This is a genomic window from Streptomyces phaeofaciens (assembly GCF_014648915.1).
In the GTDB taxonomy this organism is placed as follows: Bacteria; Actinomycetota; Actinomycetes; order Streptomycetales; family Streptomycetaceae; genus Streptomyces; species Streptomyces phaeofaciens.
Genome location: NZ_BMSA01000015.1, coordinates 50,791 through 70,464, shown reverse-complemented (window position 1 = coordinate 70,464; position 19,674 = coordinate 50,791). Strand labels below are relative to the sequence as shown.

Genomic DNA, 19,674 nt, shown 5'->3' with positions numbered 1-19,674 from the left:
CCGGACTCACAGCGCCCGGAACAAGCCCTCCTGCACGACCGACACCAGCAGCCGCCCCCGAAGGTCGTAGATGCGCCCACGGGCCAGCCCGCGGCCGCCCGTCGCGATCGGCGACTCCTGGTCGTACAGGAACCACTCGTCCGCGCGGAACGGACGGTGGAACCACATCGCGTGGTCCAGCGACGCCATGTCGAAGTTCCGCGGACCCCACAGCGGTTCCACCGGCAGCCGGACGGCGTCCAGGAGGGTCATGTCACTGGCGTACGTGAGCGCGCAGGTGTGCACCAGCGGATCGTCCCCGAGCGGTCCGACCGCGCGCATCCACACCGCGCTGCGCGGCTCGGCGTCCTTGACGTCCTCTTCGCTCCAGCGCAGTCGGTCGGCGTACCGGATGTCGAAGGGCTGACGGCGCGCCATCCGCTCCAACTGCTCGGGCAGGGCGCCCAGATGCTCCCGGATCTCCTCCACGACCGTCGGCAGGGACTCCGGGTCCGGGACCTCACGCGCGGGCGGCAGCTGGTGCTCGAAAGGACCTTCCTCAGGCTTGTGAAAGGAGGCGGTGAGATTGAAGATCGTGCGCCCCTGCTGCACCGCCGTGACCCGGCGGGTCGTGAACGACCGCCCGTCCCGCACCCGCTCGACCTGGTACACGATCGGCACACCGGGCCGGCCGGGCCGCAGGAAGTACGCGTGCAGCGAGTGCACCGGCCGGTCGCCGTCGGTGGTCCGGCCGGCCGCGACCAGCGCCTGGCCCGCCACCTGCCCGCCGAAGACCCTTTGCAGGGACTCCTGCGGGCTGCGGCCGCGGAAGATGTTGACCTCGATCTGCTCCAGGTCGAGCAGGTCGACAAGCCTCTCGGCCGGATTCGTCATCGGTGTGCTTCTCCTGTGCGTGGCGCTGTCGTCACAGCTGGCCGACATCGGTGACGCGGACGACCGCCCGGCCCTCCGCGTCGGAGGCCGTGAGGTCGATCTCCGCGCTGATGGCCCAGTCGTGGTCGTCGTTCGGGTCGTCGAAGATCTGGCGGACACGCCACAGGCTGTTCTGCGGCTCCTCCTGGATGACGAGCAGCTTGGGACCGCGCGCGTCCGGGCCGGTGCTCAGGTCGTCGTACTCGTCCCAGTACTTGTCCATCGCCTCGCCCCACGCGTCCGCGTCCCACCCGGACTCGGCGTCCATCTCGCCCAGTACCCCTACCTGGTCGAGAGCGGCCAGCTCGACGCGGCGGAACATCGCGTTGCGGACCAGGACCCGGAAGGCGCGCGCGTTGGCGGTGACCGGCTTGACCTCGTCGGCCTTCTCCTGGGCCTGCTCGGCGGTCATCTCCTCCGGGTTGGCCAGCTGCTCCCACTCGTCCAGCAGACTGGAGTCGACCTGGCGCACCATCTCGCCCAGCCACTCGATCAGATCCTGGAGATCCTCGGACTTGAGGTCGTCCGGCACGGTGTGGTCGAGAGCCTTGTAGGCGCTGGCCAGGTACCGCAGCACGATGCCCTCGGTACGGGCCAGCTCGTAGTGGGACACCAGCTCCGTGAAGGACATCGCCCGCTCGTACATGTCGCGGATGACGGACTTCGGCGACAGCGGATGGTCGCCCACCCACGGGTGGCTCTTGCGGTACGTGTTGTAGGCGTGGAAGAGGAGTTCCTCCAGGGGCTTCGGGTACGTGACGTCCTGGAGCCGCTCCATGCGCTCCTCGTACTCGACGCCGTCCGCCTTCATCGCGGCCACGGCCTCGCCGCGCGCCTTGTTCTGCTGGGCGGCGAGGATCTGCCGCGGGTCGTCCAGCGTGGACTCCACCACGGAGACCATGTCCAGCGCGTACGACGGCGACTCCGGGTCCAGCAGCTCGAACGCGGCCAGCGCGAAGGTGGACAGCGGCTGGTTCAGCGCGAAGTCCTGCTGAAGGTCCACGGTGAGACGGACGATACGGCCCGTGGCGTCCGGCTCGTCGAGCTTCTCCACGATCCCGCCGTCCAGCAGCGAACGGTAGATCGCGATGGCGCGCCGGATGTGCCGCAGCTGCTGCCGGCGCGGCTCGTGGTTGTCCTCCAGCAGATGACGCATCGCCTCGAAGGCGTTTCCGGGCCGGGCGATCACCGACAGCAGCATCGTGTGCGTCACCCGGAAACGCGACGTCAGCGGTTCCGGATCCGACTCGATGAGCTTCTCGAACGTGTTCTCCGTCCAGGCGACGAAGCCCTCCGGCGCCTTCTTGCGGACCACCTTGCGGCGCTTCTTCGGGTCGTCGCCCGCCTTCGAGAGCGCCTTCTCGTTCTCGATGACGTGCTCGGGCGCCTGCGCGACCACGTAACCCGCCGTGTCGAAGCCGGCCCGCCCGGCCCGGCCCGCGATCTGGTGGAACTCCCGGGCCCGGAGGGTGCGCACCCGGTTGCCGTCGTACTTCGTCAGCGCCGTGAACAGCACCGTGCGGATGGGCACGTTGACACCGACGCCGAGCGTGTCCGTCCCGCAGATCACCTTCAGCAGACCGGCCTGGGCGAGCTTCTCCACCAGGCGCCGGTACTTGGGCAGCATGCCGGCGTGGTGGACGCCGATGCCGTGGCGTACGTAACGCGACAGGTTGCGGCCGAACTTCGTGGTGAAGCGGAAGTTGCCGATCAGCTCGGCGATCTGCTCCTTCTCCTCGCGCGAGCACATGTTGATGCTCATCAGCGCCTGCGCCCGCTCCACGGCCTGCGCCTGCGTGAAGTGCACGATGTAGACGGGAGCCTGCTTCGTCGCCAGCAGGTCGGTGAGCGTCTCGGTCATCGGGGTGTACAGGTACTCGTACGACAGCGGTACGGGCCGGTTGGCCGAGCGGACGACCGAGGTGGGGCGGCCGGTGCGCCGGGTGAGGTCCTTCTCGAAGAAGGACACGTCACCGAGGGTCGCGGACATGAGGACGAACTGTGCCTGCGGCAGCTCCAGGATGGGGATCTGCCAGGCCCAGCCGCGGTCGCCCTCGGCATAGAAGTGGAACTCGTCCATGACGACCTGGCCGACGTCCGCGTTCTTCCCGTCGCGCAGCGCGATCGAGGCGAGCACCTCGGCGGTGCAGCAGATGACCGGGGCGTCGGAGTTGACGGACGCGTCGCCGGTCAGCATGCCGACGTTCTCGGTGCCGAAGATCTTGCACAGCTCGAAGAACTTCTCCGACACCAGCGCCTTGATCGGAGCCGTGTAGAAGGTGACCTCGTCCCGGGCGAGCGCCGCGAAGTGTGCACCTGCCGCGATCATGCTCTTGCCGGAGCCGGTGGGCGTCGACACGATCACGTTCGCGCCGGAGACCGCCTCGATCAGCGCCTCCTCCTGATGGGGGTAGAGCGTGAGACCGCGCTCCTGCGCCCAGGACTCGAAGGCTTCGTACAGGGCGTCGGGATCTGCGGTAGGCGGCAACTGATCGATGAGGGTCACGAACCCATCTTGCCTGTCCGCACGCCCGATGGGGGAATCGGCTGCCGGACCGAAGATCACGGCAGCTACGCTGTGTCGCCGACCGAGCGTCATCGCACCCGGTCAACTGGACAGCGGCACACGAGGAATGGGGCGGGCAACGGCCATGATGGGACCAGCACACTCACTGTCGGGCGCCGCCGCCTGGCTCGGCGTCGGAGCCGCGGCAGCGGCGGCCGGGCACACGATGCCCTGGCCGGTTCTGCTCGCCGGCGCGCTGATCAGCGCCGGTGCCGCGCTCGCTCCCGATCTCGACCACAAGGCCGCGACCATCTCCCGCGCCTTCGGACCCGTCTCGCGATGGCTCTGCGAGATCGTGGACAAGCTCTCCTACGCCGTCTACAAGGCGACCAGGAAGCAGGGCGACCCGCGCCGCTCCGGCGGGCACCGCACCCTCACGCACACCTGGCTCTGGGCGGTGATGATCGGCGGGGGCGCCTCGGCGCTGGCGATCGTCGGCGGCCGCTGGGCGGTCCTCGCCCTCCTCTTCGTGCACATGGTGCTGGCGATCGAGGGCCTGCTGTGGCGGGCCGCGCGAGGCTCCAGCAGCGATGTGCTGGTGTGGCTGCTGGCCGCGACCAGCGCCTGGATCCTGGCCGGCGTCCTGGACAAGCCGGGCAACGGCTCGGACTGGCTGTTCACCCAGCCCGGCCAGGAGTACCTGTGGCTGGGGCTGCCGATCCTGCTGGGTGCCCTGGTGCACGACATCGGGGACGCGCTGACCGTGTCGGGCTGCCCGGTCCTGTGGCCCATCCCGATCGGGCGCAAGCGCTGGTACCCGATCGGTCCGCCGAAGGCGATGCGGTTCCGGGCCGGCAGCTGGGTCGAGCTGAAGGTGCTGATGCCGGTGTTCATGGTGCTCGGGGGAGTGGGTGCCGCGGCGGCCCTGAACGTGATCTGAGTCCCGCGGGCGGCGGGCGTCGTCCGATGCCCGCCCGCCGCGGTGGCTCAGCCGCCGTCGCCTTTGTTCTCGCCCTCGCCGTAACGCCGCTCGAAGGCGGCGATACGGCCCTCCGTGTCCACCGTGCGCGCCTTGCCGGTGTAGAACGGGTGGCTCTCCGAGGAGATCTCCACGTCCACGACCGGGTAGGTCTCGCCGTCGTCCCACTCGATGGTCCGCTCGCTGGTCGCGGTGGACCGGGTCAGGAAGGCGTAGCCGGCGGCGCGGTCGCGGAAGACGACCGGGTGGTAGTCGGGGTGTGTCTCCTGCTGCATGGGTGCTCCTCGTGCGTCGGCGGCGGACCGGGGGTGGCCGGATCAGCCGGACAGGGTGTCCTCGTCGACGATGTGCATGGCGGCTTCCTCGGCGGAGGCGGCCGCGCCGTCGATCCCGACGTCCGTGGCGATCAACGCGCTCTCCTCGTCCTCGTGGGTGCCCTCGTCCGGGGCCACGAGCCGGCCGGAGCGGACCGCGCCGACCTCGTTGTCGAGGAGTTCTCCGTCGCTGCCGTCGCAGTCGCCGAGACCGTCCCCGTCGGGTACGGCCAGCTCGGGCACCTCCTCCGCGAGCCGCTGGTCGAGGGTCTCGCCCTCCTGGCGCTCGGCGGCCGTCACCCCGGCGCGTTCCACGGCCCAGGGCCGCTCCGGAGGGGACCAGCCGCGATCGAGGGGGTCCTCGACGCCGTCGTCCACGAGCGTGTCCTCCGCGTCGAGCAGTCCCGTGTCCTCCTGGATGTCGGAGGAGTCGGGCTGGTAGACGTCGTCCCCCCATCCGTCGGCGCTGTTCACGGGTACCTCCAGGGGGTGACGGGCCCGTTCTCACCGTGGTCGGCGGTGGGGCACCGCCGTACGGGGCACCGGCCGGGGACGGTGTGCGCCGGACGGAATCCGGCCTGCTCCGGCACGGGTGCCGGTATCCAGCGTTCCATCCCGCTTCGGCACCGCGCAACGCCAGAGGGCGAGGACCGGGGTCGCCCGCGCCGCCCGGACCGCCGAACCTGGGCGGCGACCTGCGGCGACCCGGACGCTCACGGCGGCGGGTCCGACGCCCCGGCCGGCATCTGGGCGGACGCCCTGGCCGACGCCCGGGGCAACAACACCCCGACCGGCGCCTCGACCGGCGCCTCGACCGGCGCCTCGACCGGCGCCTCGACCGGCGCCTCGACCGGCGCCTCGACCGGCGCCTCGACCGGCGCCTCGACCGGCGCCTCGGCCGGGGCCGGGTTGCCGCCGTGGGCCGGGCGCTGCCCCGCCACCTCCGTCACCTGCGCCCGGACCGTCACCCGTGCCACGGTCGTCACCCGTGCAGCGACCGTCACCCGTGACACGGTCGGCTCCCGTGCAGCGACGATCACCCGTGCCAGGACCGCCAGAGCGCCGCGTACGCCCCGTCCGCCGCCACCAGCTCGGTGTGGCTGCCCAGCTCGCTGATCCGGCCGTTCTCGACGACGGCGATGACATCGGCGTCGTGGGCCGTGTGCAGGCGGTGGGCGATGGCGACGACCGTGCGGCCGTCCAGGACCCGGGCGAGGGACCGTTCCAGGTGCCGGGCGGCACGCGGGTCGAGCAGCGAGGTCGCCTCGTCCAGGACCAGCGTGTGCGGGTCCGCCAGGACCAGCCGGGCCAGGGCGATCTGCTGGGCCTGCGCAGGGGTGAGCGCGGTCGCGCCCGAGCCGACCTCGGTGTCCAGGCCGTCGTCCAGGGCGCGCGCCCAGCCGTCCGCGTCGACGGCGCCGAGCGCGGCCCAGAGCTCGGCGTCCTCGGCGCCGGTCCGGGCCAGCCGCAGGTTGTCGCGCAGGGAGCCGACGAAGACGTGGTGCTCCTGGTTGACGAGCGCCACATGGGAGCGGACCCGTTCGGCGGTCATCCGGGACAGCTCGGCACCGCCGAGGGTGACCCGGCCGTCCCGGGGCGCGTAGATGCCGGCCAGGAGCCGGCCCAGCGTGGACTTGCCCGCGCCCGAGGGGCCGACCAGCGCCAGCCGGGTTCCGGGGGCGACCTCCAGGGACACCTTGCGCAGTACGTCGACCCCTTCGCGGTAGCCGAAGTGGACCCGGTCGGCGAGCACGTCCCGGCCCTCCGGGGCCAGCGCGGAGTCCCCGTCGTCGGGCTCGATGTCGCGCACACCGACCAGGCGGGCCAGCGACACCTGTGCCACCTGCAGTTCGTCGTACCAGCGCAGGACGAGGTTGACCGGGTCGACGAGCATCTGTGCCAGGAGCGCGCCCGTGGTCAGCTGGCCCACGTCGATCCAGCCCCGGAGGACGAACGCCCCGCCGAGCATGAGGACCGAGCCCAGCACCGTGACGTGCACGAGGTTGATGACCGGGAAGAGGATCGAACGCAGCCACAGGGTGTAGCGCTCCCAGGCGGTCCACTGCTGGATCCGCAGCTCGGACAGGGCGACGCGGCGGTCGCCGAGGCGGTGGGCCTCGACGGTGTGCCCGGCGTCCACGGTCTCGGCGAGGGCGGCGGCCACGGCGGCGTAGCCGGCGGCCTCCGAGCGGTAGCCGGAGGGCGCCCGCTTGAAGTACCAGCGGCAGCCCGCCACCAGCAGGGGCACGGCGACCAGTACGGCCGGCGCCAGCGGCGGCGCCATGACGACGAGCCCGCCGAGCAGCAGCCCCGCCCACATCACGCCGATCGTCAGCTGGGGCACGGCCTCGCGCATCGCGTTGGCCAGCCGGTCGATGTCCGTGGTGATGCGGGACAGCAGGTCACCCGTCCCGGCCCGCTCCAGCACGCCGGGCGGGAGCCGTACCGACCGGACGAGGAAGTCCTCGCGCAGGTCGGCCAGCATCCGCTCGCCGAGCATCGCGCCCCGCAGCCGTACCTGACGCACGAAGGCGGCCTGGACGACCAGCGCGAGCACGAACAGCGTGGTGGTGAACCCCAGATGGAGTTCACGCGCCCCGTCCGACAGCCGTTCGACCAGGTCGCCCAGGAGCCACGGGCCCACCATGGACGCCACGGTGGCGGCCGTGTTGACGAGGAGGAGGACGACGAAGGCGCGGCGGTGTCGGCGCAACAGTTCGGCCACGTAGGCCCGTACGGTCGCGGGGGCGCCGACGGGCAGGGTGTTCGCCGTCGTCGGTGCCGCCGGGTCGTAGGCGGGCGGTGCCACGCCGATCATGCCGTCTCCTCGATCTCTTTCAGCTCGTTCAGCTTCTTCTCCCCGTCCACGTCGAGCGCGACCAAGGCGCCGCTCAGCGCGGCCTCTTCGTCGGTCTCACGGGTCACCACGGCCCGGTACCGGGGCTCGGTGCGCAGCAGTTCGCGGTGCACACCGAGCGCGGCGACCTCGCCCTCGTGCACGAGGACGACCCGGTCCGCGCGGTCCAGCAGCAGCGGGGACGAGGTGAAGACCACCGTCGTGCGCCCGGCCCGCAGAGACCGGACCCCGGTGGCGATCCGCGCCTCGGTGTGCGAGTCGACGGCGGAGGTGGGTTCGTCCAGGACCAGCACCTCGGGGTCCGTGAGCAGCGACCGGGCCAGGGCGAGCCGCTGCCGCTGGCCGCCGGAGAGCGAGCGGCCGCGCTCGGTGATCAGGGCGTCCATCGGATCGTCGGCGTCCAGCGAGCCCTGGGCGAGCGCCTCCAGCACGTCCCCGCACTGGGCGGCGGTGAGCGCCGCTTCCGGCTCCACGTCACCCGAGTCGGGTACGTCGAGCAGGTCGCGCAGGGAACCGGAGAGCAGCACCGGGTCCTTGTCCTGGACGAGGACGGCCGTGCGCGCGCAGTCCAGCGGCAGTTCGTCCAGCGGTACGCCGCCCAGCAGGACCGACGGGCCGCGCTCCGCGGGATGTCCGCCGAGCCGTTCCGCCAGCCGTCCCGCCGCGTCCGGGTCGCCGCACACCACGGCGGTGAGCCGTCCGGCGGGGGCGAGCAGCCCGGTGACCGGGTCGTACAGGTCGCCTCGGGGGGTGTCCGCGGCGCGCGATCCGCCGGCGTCCGTGACCCGCTCCAGCGACAGCACTCCGGCCGCCCGTCTGGCCGACGGCCGCGAGAACGAGTAGGCCATCGCGATCTCCTCGAAGTGCCGCAGAGGGTAGGTGAGGACCATGACGGAGCTGTAGACGGCGACCAGTTCGCCGACCGTGATCCGGCCCTCGCGGGCCAGCTGGACGCCGTACCAGACGACCGCGATCAGCAGCAGGCCGGGCAGGAGCACCTGGATGGCGCTGATCAGGGACCACATGCGGGCGCTGCGCACGGCGGCGTGCCGGACCTCCTGGGAGGCGCCGCGGTAGCGGTCGAGGAACAGCTCCTCGCCGCCGATGCCGCGCAGCACCCGCAGGCCGGCCACCGTGTCGGAGGCGAGTTCGGTGGCGCGTCCCGCCTTCTCGCGCTGGAAGTCGGCGCGGCGCGTCGCGGGGGGCAGCAGCGGCAGCACCGCGAGCGCGAGGACGGGCAGGCCGACGGCGACCACGATGCCGAGCGCCGGCTGGTAGACGACGAGACCGACGCAGACCAGCAGGACGGTGAGGGCGGCGGCGGTGAAACGGGAGACGGCCTCCACGAACCAGCCGATCTTCTCGACGTCACCGGTGGACACGGCGACGACCTCGCCGGCCGCGACCCGCCGGGTCAGCCCGGAGCCCAGTTGCGACGCCTTGCGGGCGAGCAGTTGCTGCACCCGGGCGGCGGCGGTGATCCAGTTGGTGACGGCGGCACGGTGCAGGAAGGTGTCCCCGATCGCGGTGGCCGCACCGCACAGCACCATCAGCGCGCCGGTGAGGGCGAGCCGGGAGCCGGACCGGTCGACGACGGCCTCGATGGCGAACCCGACGCAGAACGGCTGGGCGGAGACGGCGACGAAGTGCAGCAGGCCCCATGCCAGGGCCTTCAGCTGGCCGCCCAGCTGGTTGCGCCCGAGCCACCACAGGAAGCGGGGTCCCGAGCGTGCGTCCGGTACACCCGGGTCGGGATACGGAAGGTCTTGGATCTGCATGACGTCCCAGTGGCTCGTGTCAGGGGGCGGGAGGGAAGGTGATCGTTCGAGAGCGGACTGCCGGAGCAGTGCGGGCGCAGGGCGAGCGGAGTGCGAAAGGAACCGCGAGACGCGGCAACAAACCGTGAAAGGTTCGCGTCGGAGCGTGGTCGAAATCAACCCGTTTTCCAGGGCGGCGACCGGATCCGGCGGTCCGCCGACGCGGCCCGGGCGGCCGGAACCTGCCGCATACGCCCGGAAAATGGTGCAAGCATGGGCGGATGCGACCTGGTGGTGTACAGCGTGCGGCAGCCGCATGGGCGGCCTGCGCTTTCCTTCTCACGGCTCTCTCCGCGTGCGGCGCGGACAGGACCGGCGGCACGGGCACGGGGGGTGGCGCCGCCGCACGGGCCACGGCCCCGTCGGCTCGGATCCCGGACGTCGGCGACCGCTGGCATCGGCGCATTCCCGCCGCTTCCCGACAGGTGGTGGCCGTGTACGGCGACGGAAAGGACTCCGCGAACGCGACCGTAGTGTTCTACGCCAAGCGCGGGCGCCTCTGGGAGCGGGTGCGCGGCTGGCCGGGGCACAACGGCAAGAAGGGCTGGACCGCGGACCACACCCTCGGGGACGAGCGCAGTCCCGTCGGGGTGTTCACGCTGAGCGACGCGGGCGGCGTCCTGGCCGACCCCGGCACCAGGCTGCCGTACACCCGGTCGGTCGACTACGAGGCGCCGCGCTGGTGGGAGCGGTCGCACTGGCACGACTTCGACTACGTCATCGCCATCGACTACAACCGGGTCCCCGGCAACCCGCCCGACGACCCGACGCGGCCCGAGGGCGAGGAGAAGGGCGGCGGGATCTGGCTCCACCTGGACCACGGCAGCGGTACGTCGGCCTGCGTCAGCATGTCCCGGCCGGCGATGGAGTACCTGCTGCGCACGCTCGACCCGGCCGGGCATCCCGTGGTGCTCATGGGGGACAGGGCGGCGTTGAAGAGCTAGGGCGCTCGGGGGAGGCGTCATTGCGGACGGTGGCGGACTCCCCGTAGAACACCGGCCATGAAGAGACGGATCATCATGTCCATGCTCACCGGGGCGACCCTTCTGGTGAGCACCCTCCTCGGGGCGGCACCGGCTCGAGCGGCCGACGTCCCTGTCGAGTTCGGTGGCGACTGGCACGACCCGGTGACCGCGGCGCCGCCCGTGGACCGGCCCTCGGGCACGTCCTGCCGGGTCACCGTCGCCGAGGCCCGGTTCCGGGACTTCACCCCGTACCGCGGCACCTACGCCCCGCCGGACGGCTGCGGGGACCGCTGGAGCAAGGTCGTGCTGCGCCTCGACGGGAACGTGAAGGGGCGTCAGTTCGACCGGCTCGGCTATCTGCACGTCGGCGGGGTCGAGATCTTCCGTACGTCCACTCCCGAGCCGTCGCCGGACGGGATCGAGTGGTCCGTGGAGAAGGACGTCACGCGCTACAGCGACACGTTCCGTACCGGCCAGGACGTCGAGATGCTCATCGGGAACGTCGTCGACGACACGTACACGGGCGTGATCGACGTCAAGGTCACGCTGACCTTCTACGCCGCGAAACCGGTCACGGGCCCCGCCCCGGACCGCACTCCGACCGCGGACGGCACTCCCGCTACGGACCGCACTCCGACCGCGGACGGCACTCCCGCTACGGACCGCACTCCCGCCTCGGCCGGCGTCCCCGCCACGGTCGGCGTCCCCACCGCGGTCGGCACTCCCCTCACGGCCCGCACCCCGGACCGGGTCCTCACGCTCGGCGAGGGTGGCACGCTCACCACTCCGCGCAACAGCGAACGCATCGTCGCCGAGGTGTACGCCACCGGCTCCGGTGGCGGCTGCGAGGAGTACTGGTACCTGTCGGTGCCCAAGGAGGCCCCCTACTCCTGCCAGGCCGACGACGGCCCCTACCGGGAGGTGCAGGTCTCGGTGGACGGCCGGCCCGCCGGAATCGCCGCGCCCTTCCCCAACGTCTGGACCGGCGGCTGGTCCAACCCCTTCCTCTGGTACGTGATCCCGGGCCCCCGCGCCTTCGACGTCACACCGATCGAGTACGACCTGACCCCCTTCGCCGGGATCCTCAACGACGGCCGCCCGCACCGCGTCGACGTGTCCGTCGTCGGCGTGCCCGAGGGGCAGAGCGGCTGGAGCGCGCCGGTCAACGTGCTGGTCTGGCAGGACACCGGCAAGGCCGTCGTCGGCGGGAAACTCCTCAAGCAGGACGCAGGCGACCCCACCGGCTCCAGCGACTACACGCCCGGCCCGGAGCATCGCGTCGACACCCGCGGCGGACACCGGCTGACCGTCGCCGGGTACGTCGACACCTCGCACGGCCGGGTCACGACCACCGTCACCCGCCGTCTGGCCCACACCTCCACGCACCGCTGGACCGACGGCGAGGGCGTGGACGCACTCGACGCGACCTGGACGGACGACGCGTCGGTCACCGTCGACGGCCGCGGACCGGCCACCACCAGCCGCACCCACCGCACGTACACGATGAACGGCACGACCACCCTCGGCGCGGACGACCGGCTGCGCACCGTACTGACCCTCGGCGACCGGGCCGACGCCGTGACGACGCGGAACGGCCGCCGCACCGCGTGGTCGAGGCTCGACGACACCTACCGGGGTGACGCCACCTTCACCGTGAACGTGCCCCGCGATCAGCGGCACGCCGTCGGGACGTCCAGCGAGCGCTACCGGCTGTACGGCTCGTCCGGCTGTCACGACCGCCGGCTGACGACCGTTCAGGGGGTGCTCACCGAGGACCGCGTCGGCTGCTGAGCCGGTCGTGCGTGCGCCGCTTCACTCGTGGCGGGATTTACACGTCGGAAACACGGCGGCCTTGTGCGCGATCAACTGCGCCTTCAGAGTGATCGCCACGGAAACCGCTTTCCGCATTGCAGAAGTCCCCCTCCCCAGGGCTTCCGCGTACCTCCGTCCCCCCAAGGAGTGCCCGTGCCGCCGTCCGTCCCGTCCCTGCCGCGACGCGTCGCACGCATACTGCGTACCTCACTCTTCGCGCAGGTCGCCTGCGCGCTCGTCCTCGGCATCGTCGTCGGAAAGCTGTGGCCCGGCTTCGCCGCCGATCTCCAGCCGCTCGGCGACGGTTTCACCCGGCTCATCAAGACGGTCATCTCGCCGCTGGTGTTCTGCGTGGTCGTCGTCGGCATCGCCAAGGCCGGCGATCTGAAGGCGTTCGGGCGGATCGGGCTCAAGGCCCTGATCTGGTTTGAGGTGGCGAGCACGCTCGCCCTGCTCATCGGGCTGCTCGCCGCCAACGTCGTCCAGCCGGGCTCCGGGATGAACGTCGACCCGTCCACCCTCGACACCTCCGCGGTCGACGCGAAGACGGGCGGCGGCTCGCTGCCCACGACGACCGAGTTCGTCCTGAACGCGCTGCCCACCAGTTTCCTCGGCGCCTTCGCCGAGAACTCCCTGCTCCAGGTGCTCATCCTGGCCTGTCTGGTGGGCGCCGCGCTGCTGCACCTCGGCCACACCAAGGTGCCGCAGGTGCTGCCCGCCGTCGAGCAGGCCCAGGAGATCATCTTCGCGATCGTCGGCTTCGTGATGCGCCTCGCCCCGATCGCGGTGTTCGGCGCGATGGCCGTCCTGATCGGCAACTACGGCCTCGGCGTCGTCGAGACCTACGCCAAGTTGATCATCCTGTGCTACGCCGCCGCCGCGCTCTTCATCGTGCTTCTCGGTGTCGCCCTGCGCCTGGTCACCGGGCTCAGCCTCTGGAAGTTCCTTCGCTACATCCGCGAGGAGATGCTGCTCGCGCTCGGCACCGCGTCCACCGAGTCCGTCATGCCGCGGGTGATGCAGAAGCTGCGCAGGGCGGGCGCCCGCGACGACGCGGTGGGCCTGGTGCTGCCGACCGGCTACTCCTTCAACCTCGACGGCGCCTCGCTGTATCTGTCCATCGGCACCCTGTTCATCGCGCAGGCCGTGGGCGTGGACCTCGGCCTCGGCCAGCAGATCACCGTGATCCTGGTGCTGATGCTCACCAGCAAGGGCATGGCCGGCATCCCCGGTTCGGCGTTCCTCGCCCTGTCCGCGACCGCGTCCTCGCTCGGCGCCATCCCCGCCGGCGCCGTCGCGCTGCTGCTCGGCGTGGACCGCATCATGGACTCGATGCGCGTCGTCACCAACCTCCTCGGCAACTGCGTCGCCGTCTTCGCCGTCTCTCGCTGGGAGGGTGCCCTGGACACGGACCGGGCGAAGAGGGTCCTGGACGGCGAGGTGGTGGACGTACCGGAGGAGGAGGCGCCGAAGGCGGAGACGGCTCTTGCAGGCACTCCCGTGGACGGCCCCCTGGACAGTCCTGCGGTCACCCCCGCCCGGACGGTCGAACCGACAGCCGACCGGACGGTCAAGGAGCCCGCCTCCGAAGTCGGCTGACGTCGGCCCGCTCACCCGCGGCCGTGGCCGCCGCTCCCGTGGACGGGGCGGCGGCCACGGCCGTCTCGCGCGCGCACCCGCACATCACCGCGCCTGTGCCTCCGCACATCACCGCAACTGCGCCCCTGTACATCACCGCACCCGCTCAGCAGCGCCGCACCGCGTCCCCGTCGATCAGTGTGTCCAGCAACCCGCCGAGCACCTCGCGCTGTTCGTCCGTCAGCGGTGCCAGGATCTCCTCCGCCGCCGACCGCCGGGCTCCGTGCAGCTCCCGCAGGGCCGCCTGGCCCGCGTCGGTCAGTTCGATCCGTATCACCCGGCGGTTGGTCGGATCCGGCACCCGGCGCACCCGGCCGCCCGCCTCCAGCCCGTCGACCAGCGTCGTCACGGCGCGCGGGACCACTTCGAGCCGTTCCGCGAGATCGGCCATGCGCGGCGGCGAGCCGTAGTGCGCCAGCGTGCGCAGCAGCCGGGACTGGGCCGGGGTGATGCCCAGGCCGCACTGCTGGAGATGGTGCTTCTGGATGCGGTGCACCCGGCGGGTGAAGCGCAGCAGTTGCTCCGCGAGCGGGCCGTCGGGATCGGGCGTGGTCATGCGGGAACAATATCAGGACGAGGTTCATTGTGAACATAGGTAACAATGAGCTAAGCTCCGCAAGTCCTCGCCCTCACATCTCCCGTAGGAGCCCATGCACCCCGACAAACCAGACTCCTGGACCCCCGCCCCCGCCTCCGTCCCCGGTGTCGACGCCGAAGGCCGGCCCCGCGCCGGAACGCCGGCCGATGCCCCGGAACAGCCCCGCCAGGTGCGCCGCATCGTGCGGTTGTTCCGCCCCTACCGCGGCCGACTCGCGGTCGTCGGTCTCCTGGTCGGCGCCTCCTCGCTGGTCTCGGTCGCGACGCCCTTCCTGCTGAGGGAGATCCTCGACGTCGCCATCCCGGAGGGCCGCACCGGCCTGCTGAGCCTGCTCGCGCTCGGGATGATCCTCAGTGCTCTCCTCAGCAGCGTCTTCGGTGTCCTTCAGACCCTGATCTCGACCACCGTCGGCCAGCGCGTCATGCACGATCTGCGCACCGCCGTCTACGGCCGGCTCCAGCGCATGTCGCTGGCGTTCTTCACCCGCACCCGCACCGGCGAGGTGCAGTCCCGCATCGCCAACGACATCGGCGGCATGCAGGCCACCGTCACGTCCACGGCCACCTCCCTGGTCTCCAACTTCACCAGCGTGGTCGCCACGGTCGTCGCGATGATCGCCCTGGACTGGCGGCTGACCGTCGTCTCCCTGCTCCTGCTGCCCGCCTTCGTCTGGATCAGCCGCCGCGTCGGCAACGAGCGCAGGAAGATCACCACTCAGCGCCAGAAGCAGATGGCCGCGATGGCCGCCACGGTCACCGAGTCCCTGTCGGTGAGCGGCATTCTGCTCGGCCGCACCATGGGCCGCGCCGACTCCCTCACCCGGTCCTTCGCCGAGGAGTCAGAGCAGCTGGTCGACCTGGAGGTGCGGTCGAACATGGCCGGCCGCTGGCGGATGGCCGTGATCACCGTGGTGATGGCCGCGATGCCGGCGTTCATCTACTGGACCGCGGGCGTGGCCCTCCAGCTCGGCGGCCCGGACGTCTCCCTGGGCACGATCGTGGCCTTCGTCTCGCTCCAGCAGGGCCTGTTCCGCCCCGCCGTGAGCCTGATGGCGACCGGCGTGCAGATCCAGACCTCCCTCGCGCTCTTCCAGCGCATCTTCGAGTACCTCGACCTGCCCGTCGACATCACCGAGCGGGCGGACCCGGTCCACCTGGACCAGGTCAAGGGCGAGGTCCGCTTCGAGAGCACCACGTTCGCCTACGACGACCAGGGCGGCCCCGTCATCGACGGCATCGACGTCACCGTCCCCGCCGGCGGCAGCCTCGCCGTCGTCGGCCCGACCGGCGCGGGCAAGTCCACGCTGGGCTATCTGGTGCCGCGTCTGTACGACGTCACCGGCGGCCGGGTCACCCTCGACGGGGTCGACGTGCGCGACCTCGACTTCGACACCCTCGCCCGCGCGGTCGGCGTGGTCGCGCAGGAGACGTACCTCTTCCACGCGACGGTCGCCGACAACCTGCGGTTCGCCAAGCCGGACGCCACCGACGAGGAACTGTACGAGGCGGCGCGCGCGGCGCAGATCCACGACCACATCGCCGCCCTGCCCGACGGCTACGACACCGTCGTCGGCGAACGCGGCCACCGCTTCTCCGGCGGGGAGAAGCAGCGCCTGGCGATCGCCCGGACCATCCTGCGCGACCCGCCGGTGCTCATCCTCGACGAGGCGACCAGCGCCCTGGACACCCGGACCGAACGTGCCGTCCAGGAGGCCATCGACGCACTCTCGGCCGACCGCACCACGATCACCATCGCCCACCGGCTGTCCACCATTCGGAGTGCCGACCAGATCGTGGTCCTCGATTCCGGGCGGGTCGCCGAACGGGGCACGCACGAGGAGCTGTTGGAGCGGGACGGGCGGTACGCGGCCCTGGTGCGGCGGGACGCGCGACTGGAGCCGACAAGATGAAGATACGCCCGGTTATGCCAGGTTTGTGACGGTGTGAGGGTTACCGTGCCCGCATGCAGATGAACACTCCGCCACGGAGCACGATTCGACTGACGCGCCGGGGCCGGATCGCCCTCATCGCGACCGGAGCCGTCGTGGCCGGCACCGCCGTGGCGGTGCCGCTGCTGAGCACGGGCCCTCGGCAGGAGCCGGAGAAACCGACCACCCTCGTCATCCCGGAGGGCTGGCGCGCGAGCCGGATCTACGCGGCCGTCGACAAGGCGCTCGCCCTGCCCGCGGGCACCACCAGGAAGGCGCTGCCGACGGCCGGCCTGAAGCTGCCGAACGAGGCCGAGGGCAACCCGGAGGGCTACCTCTTCCCGGCGACGTACCCGCTGGAGAGGGCGACGCCCCGGACACTGCTGACGGCGATGGCCGACACGGCGAACAAGAAGTTCAACGGGGCGCCGATCGCCGCCGGCGCCCAGCGCAACGCCATGAACGTCTATCAGGCGGTCACCATCGCCAGCCTCGTCCAGGCGGAGGCCGCCACCAAGGCCGACATGGGGAAGGTGGCCCGGGTCGTCTTCAACCGCCTCGCACAGGGGATGCCGCTCCAGATGGACTCCACCCTCAACTACGCGCTCAACCGCTCGACCCTGAAGACGACGCTGGCCGACACCCGGATCCAGAGCCCCTACAACTCCTACCAGCGCATGGGACTGCCGCCGACGCCGATCGGCAGCCCCGGTGACGAGGCCGTGCGCGCCGCGATCAGCCCCACGCCGGGCGACTGGCTGTACTTCGTCACGGTCAAGCCCGGCGACACCCGCTTCACGGCGAGCTACGCGGAGCACCAGCGCAACGTCGCCGAGTTCAACAAGAACCAGCAGCGCCCGGCGACGCCGAAGGCCCGATGAGACGACGGGACCTCGGGGCGGCGGGCCGTCAGGCGGCCGCCGGTTCGGGCTCCGGCTCGGGCCGGCCGGTCCCCTCGGCCAGCAGCCGCCGGATGTCCCGCACCGCCGCCCGGCCGGCCCGGTTGGCGCCGATGGTGCTGGCCGAGGGCCCGTACCCGACGAGATGGATCCGTGGATCGGCGGCCGCGCGCGTGCCCTCGATCCGGATCCCGCCACCGGGTTCGCGCAGCCGCAGCGGCGCGAGATGGTCGAGGGCGGCCCGGAACCCGGTCGCCCACAGCACGACGTCGGCGTCGACCCGCCGCCCGTCGTCCCACTCCACACCGTCCGGGGTGATCCGGTCGAACATCGGCAGCCGGTCGAGGACGCCGTCCGCGAGACCCCGCCGGATCGCGTCGTTCAACGGCAGCCCCGTCACGGACACCACGCTTCGCGGCGGCAGACCCTGCCGTACGCGTTCCTCGACGAGCGCGACGGCCGCGCGGCCCGCGTCCTCGTCGAAGGGACCCTCCCGGAAGACCGGCGGGCGCCGGGTCACCCAGGTGGTGGCGGCCGCGTACGGCGCGATCTCCAGCAGATGCTGGGTGCCGGACGCGCCCCCGCCCACCACGACCACCCGCTGCCCGGCGAACGCCTCGGGCCCCGGATACTGCGCCGTGTGCAACTGCCTGCCCCGGAAGGTCTCCTGGCCCGGGTAGCGCGGCCAGAACGGCCGGTCCCAGGTGCCGGTGGCGTTGATCAGCGCCCGCGCGGACCAGGTGCCGTCGGAGGTCTCGACGAGCAGCCGTCCACCCGCGCCCTCCCGCACCGCCTTCACGTCCACCGGTCGCCGTACCCGCAGGTCGAACGCCCGCTCGTAGGCCTCGAAGTACTCGGTGACGACCTCCGACGACGGCCGGTCCGGATCCGCGCCCGTCAGCTCCATCCCGGGCAGCGCGTGCATCCCGTGCACCTTGCCGTACGTCAGCGACGGCCACCGCTGCCGCCAGGCACCGCCCGGACCGGGGGAGTGGTCCAGCACCACGAAGTCGCGCTCCGGCTCGAAACCGGAACGCCGCAGGTGAAAGGCGCCGGCCAGGCCTGCCTGACCGGCGCCTATGACGACCACTTCGACCTCACGCACGTCGTTCACGCCGCTACCAACAGCGCGGACGGCGCGGATCTTCCCGCGCGACGGGTGTCGCGAGGTGCGTCACGACGGGTGTGCGGTCGTCTCGCCGGCCGGACCCGCCGGGTGGACGGCCGAGTGCGCGGCCCGGCGGATGGGCCAGGATGGAGGCATGGCAGATGCGTTCACCACCCGAGTCCTGCACGTGGCCTCCGGCTCCCGGGAGCGAGTCGTCGACCTGACCCAGGACTGCGAGGCGTTCCTGCGGCAGGCCGCGGCCGGCCGCGACGGCCTCCTGAACATCTTCGTCCCGCACGCCACCGCGGGCATCGCCGTCATCGAGACGGGCGCGGGCAGCGACGACGACCTGCTCACCGCCCTGCACACCCTGCTCCCCGCCGACGACCGCTGGCAGCACCGCCACGGCAGCCCCGGTCACGGCCGCGACCACGTCCTCCCGGCCTTCGTCCCGCCCCACGCGACCCTGCCGGTGGTGGGCGGAAGGCTGGAGCTGGGGACCTGGCAGTCGGTGTGCCTGGTGGACACGAACAAGGACAACCCCGACCGTCAGGTGCGGCTGAGCTTCCTCGGCTGAGCTCGGCCGAGCTTCCTCTGCGGAGTTTCTCCGGGTGTCACCGCGGTCGCGTGCGGTCGTAGGACCAGACGCCCAGCGCCACCAGGAGGGCCGTCCCGATTCCGTACACCGGCAGCCACAGGGTGGTGGTGGATGCCAGGCAGTCGGCGACGGCGTCCTGGCGGTGCATGTCGCGGGCGTGGGCCAACGCTGCACCGTCGCGGTCGGCGAGGTGCGCGAGGTTCGCGAGCGAGGCCTCCACGCGCAGGCTCTCGTACGTGCCCAGCTCCGCGCACTGGTCGCGGGTGCCCGTCATCGGAAAGAGCCACGCCCAGCGTTGCAGCATCGGAGCCAGCGCGATCGCGACACACAGGCCCACCACCAGCGCATAGCCCACGAGATTCGGCACATACGACGACCGGAGGCCGCGCGTTCCCCCCGGCGGCCGGTAGCAGGTCAGGACCACCACGAGGAGTGTCGCCCCGATGTAGGTGGCGAACCACTGCCAGGACCCCTGCGCGAGGGCGAAGGTGAGGACGGCGGCGAGAGCGATGCCCGCGACCCCCGACTGATCGGACGCGCCACGGCCGCCTTGCGGGGCAGAAGGGTTGTGCCCGGTTCCTCGAGGGCTGAGGTCGTCCATGCGCGCTCCCGCCTGCGTCTGGGACGACCAGTGTTCACGCAGGGCGCGGTCGTCGGCCCGGCGCCATGCCGGACCCGTGGGGAGCCCGCGCCCGGTCGGCGGCCCGGTCGGCGGAGTCCGCCGTTCGCCGGACCGCCCCGTAC

17 protein-coding genes are annotated in these 19,674 nt (G+C 71.8%); 7 read left to right on the top strand and 10 right to left on the bottom strand.

The genetic code is table 11. The features are described from left to right. Positions 1–6 precede the first annotated feature (6 nt). Entirely contained in the window at positions 7–873 is an 867-nt protein-coding gene (locus IE275_RS24370; protein WP_189713526.1) for an acyl-CoA thioesterase, read from the bottom strand. A gap of 31 nt (positions 874–904) precedes the next feature. After that, entirely contained in the window at positions 905–3,418 is a 2,514-nt protein-coding gene (locus IE275_RS24365) for a DEAD/DEAH box helicase (RefSeq protein WP_189713525.1), read from the bottom strand. A 145-nt stretch (positions 3,419–3,563) separates the two neighbouring features. Between IE275_RS24365 and IE275_RS24360 the strand changes: the two genes are divergently transcribed. Further along, positions 3,564–4,358: a metal-dependent hydrolase gene (locus IE275_RS24360; RefSeq protein WP_189713524.1), complete on the top strand. Its 795-nt coding sequence runs from the start codon at positions 3,564–3,566 to the stop codon at positions 4,356–4,358. Between the two features lie 47 nt (positions 4,359–4,405). Here the strand turns inward: IE275_RS24360 and IE275_RS24355 are convergent, their stop codons facing one another. From IE275_RS24355 to IE275_RS24335, 5 genes are all read right to left on the bottom strand, one after another. Then, the gene (locus IE275_RS24355) at positions 4,406–4,672 is read right to left on the bottom strand and encodes a type B 50S ribosomal protein L31 (RefSeq protein ID WP_189713523.1); all 267 of its coding nucleotides are present in this window, start codon (positions 4,670–4,672) and stop codon (positions 4,406–4,408) included. A 42-nt stretch (positions 4,673–4,714) separates the two neighbouring features. After that, positions 4,715–5,185, bottom strand: coding sequence for a DUF5709 domain-containing protein (locus IE275_RS24350; protein WP_189713522.1), 471 nt, complete (start codon positions 5,183–5,185; stop codon positions 4,715–4,717). 239 nt (positions 5,186–5,424) lie between these two features. Continuing rightward, entirely contained in the window at positions 5,425–5,715 is a 291-nt protein-coding gene (locus tag IE275_RS24345) for a hypothetical protein (RefSeq protein ID WP_189713521.1), read from the bottom strand. A gap of 32 nt (positions 5,716–5,747) precedes the next feature. Continuing rightward, a complete protein-coding gene (locus IE275_RS24340) occupies positions 5,748–7,529 on the bottom strand; it encodes an ABC transporter ATP-binding protein (protein ID WP_189713520.1) in 1,782 nt (593 codons plus the stop codon). Continuing rightward, on the bottom strand, positions 7,526–9,346 hold the full coding sequence (locus IE275_RS24335; protein WP_189713519.1) for an ABC transporter ATP-binding protein: 1,821 nt from the start codon (positions 9,344–9,346) through the stop codon (positions 7,526–7,528). Before IE275_RS24335 ends, IE275_RS24340 begins: the two co-directional genes overlap by 4 nt. Positions 9,347–9,606: 260 nt before the next feature. On the opposite strand from IE275_RS24335, the gene IE275_RS24330 reads away from it, so the two are divergent. The 3 genes from IE275_RS24330 to IE275_RS24320 all read left to right on the top strand — a co-directional run bounded on the left by IE275_RS24330 (position 9,607) and on the right by IE275_RS24320 (position 13,761). Then, positions 9,607–10,329 (top strand): L,D-transpeptidase family protein, encoded by a 723-nt coding sequence (locus IE275_RS24330; RefSeq protein WP_189713518.1) that lies wholly within the window; start codon positions 9,607–9,609, stop codon positions 10,327–10,329. A gap of 57 nt (positions 10,330–10,386) precedes the next feature. Continuing rightward, entirely contained in the window at positions 10,387–12,141 is a 1,755-nt protein-coding gene (locus IE275_RS24325) for a peptide-N4-asparagine amidase (RefSeq protein WP_189713517.1), read from the top strand. Between the two features lie 174 nt (positions 12,142–12,315). Next, positions 12,316–13,761: a cation:dicarboxylate symporter family transporter gene (locus IE275_RS24320; RefSeq protein ID WP_189713516.1), complete on the top strand. Its 1,446-nt coding sequence runs from the start codon at positions 12,316–12,318 to the stop codon at positions 13,759–13,761. A gap of 145 nt (positions 13,762–13,906) precedes the next feature. On the opposite strand, the gene IE275_RS24315 is transcribed toward IE275_RS24320, so the two are convergent. Next, positions 13,907–14,356, bottom strand: coding sequence for a MarR family winged helix-turn-helix transcriptional regulator (locus IE275_RS24315; RefSeq protein ID WP_189713515.1), 450 nt, complete (start codon positions 14,354–14,356; stop codon positions 13,907–13,909). A 94-nt stretch (positions 14,357–14,450) separates the two neighbouring features. Between IE275_RS24315 and IE275_RS24310 the strand changes: the two genes are divergently transcribed. Both IE275_RS24310 and mltG read left to right on the top strand, forming a co-directional pair. Continuing rightward, positions 14,451–16,307 (top strand): ABC transporter ATP-binding protein, encoded by a 1,857-nt coding sequence (locus tag IE275_RS24310; RefSeq protein ID WP_189713514.1) that lies wholly within the window; start codon positions 14,451–14,453, stop codon positions 16,305–16,307. A gap of 53 nt (positions 16,308–16,360) precedes the next feature. Then, entirely contained in the window at positions 16,361–17,206 is an 846-nt protein-coding gene (gene mltG / locus IE275_RS24305) for an endolytic transglycosylase MltG (RefSeq protein WP_189713513.1), read from the top strand. 28 nt (positions 17,207–17,234) lie between these two features. Here mltG and IE275_RS24300 read toward each other — a convergent pair whose 3' ends face one another. Continuing rightward, positions 17,235–18,338, bottom strand: a complete 1,104-nt coding sequence (locus IE275_RS24300; protein ID WP_189713512.1) for an NAD(P)-binding domain-containing protein — start codon at positions 18,336–18,338, stop codon at positions 17,235–17,237. Positions 18,339–18,486: 148 nt separating this feature from the next. On the opposite strand from IE275_RS24300, the gene IE275_RS24295 reads away from it, so the two are divergent. Beyond that, positions 18,487–18,909 carry a YjbQ family protein gene (locus IE275_RS24295; RefSeq protein ID WP_189713511.1) on the top strand — a complete coding sequence of 141 codons (423 nt, stop codon included), beginning with the start codon at positions 18,487–18,489 and terminating at the stop codon, positions 18,907–18,909. Between the two features lie 37 nt (positions 18,910–18,946). Here IE275_RS24295 and IE275_RS24290 read toward each other — a convergent pair whose 3' ends face one another. Continuing rightward, the gene (locus tag IE275_RS24290) at positions 18,947–19,531 is read right to left on the bottom strand and encodes a hypothetical protein (protein WP_229870505.1); all 585 of its coding nucleotides are present in this window, start codon (positions 19,529–19,531) and stop codon (positions 18,947–18,949) included. Positions 19,532–19,674 lie beyond the last annotated feature (143 nt).

Coding starts and splice junctions, on each gene's coding strand:
- IE275_RS24370 (WP_189713526.1), bottom strand. CDS start 873: ATGACGAATCCGGCCGAGAGGCTTGTCGACCTGCTCGACCTGGAGCAG.
- IE275_RS24360 (WP_189713524.1), top strand. CDS start 3,564: ATGATGGGACCAGCACACTCACTGTCGGGCGCCGCCGCCTGGCTCGGC.
- IE275_RS24355 (WP_189713523.1), bottom strand. CDS start 4,672: ATGCAGCAGGAGACACACCCCGACTACCACCCGGTCGTCTTCCGCGAC.
- IE275_RS24340 (WP_189713520.1), bottom strand. CDS start 7,529: ATGATCGGCGTGGCACCGCCCGCCTACGACCCGGCGGCACCGACGACG.
- IE275_RS24335 (WP_189713519.1), bottom strand. CDS start 9,346: ATGCAGATCCAAGACCTTCCGTATCCCGACCCGGGTGTACCGGACGCA.
- IE275_RS24330 (WP_189713518.1), top strand. CDS start 9,607: ATGCGACCTGGTGGTGTACAGCGTGCGGCAGCCGCATGGGCGGCCTGC.
- IE275_RS24325 (WP_189713517.1), top strand. CDS start 10,387: ATGAAGAGACGGATCATCATGTCCATGCTCACCGGGGCGACCCTTCTG.
- IE275_RS24315 (WP_189713515.1), bottom strand. CDS start 14,356: ATGACCACGCCCGATCCCGACGGCCCGCTCGCGGAGCAACTGCTGCGC.
- IE275_RS24310 (WP_189713514.1), top strand. CDS start 14,451: ATGCACCCCGACAAACCAGACTCCTGGACCCCCGCCCCCGCCTCCGTC.
- mltG (WP_189713513.1), top strand. CDS start 16,361: ATGCAGATGAACACTCCGCCACGGAGCACGATTCGACTGACGCGCCGG.
- IE275_RS24295 (WP_189713511.1), top strand. CDS start 18,487: ATGGCAGATGCGTTCACCACCCGAGTCCTGCACGTGGCCTCCGGCTCC.
- IE275_RS24290 (WP_229870505.1), bottom strand. CDS start 19,531: ATGGACGACCTCAGCCCTCGAGGAACCGGGCACAACCCTTCTGCCCCG.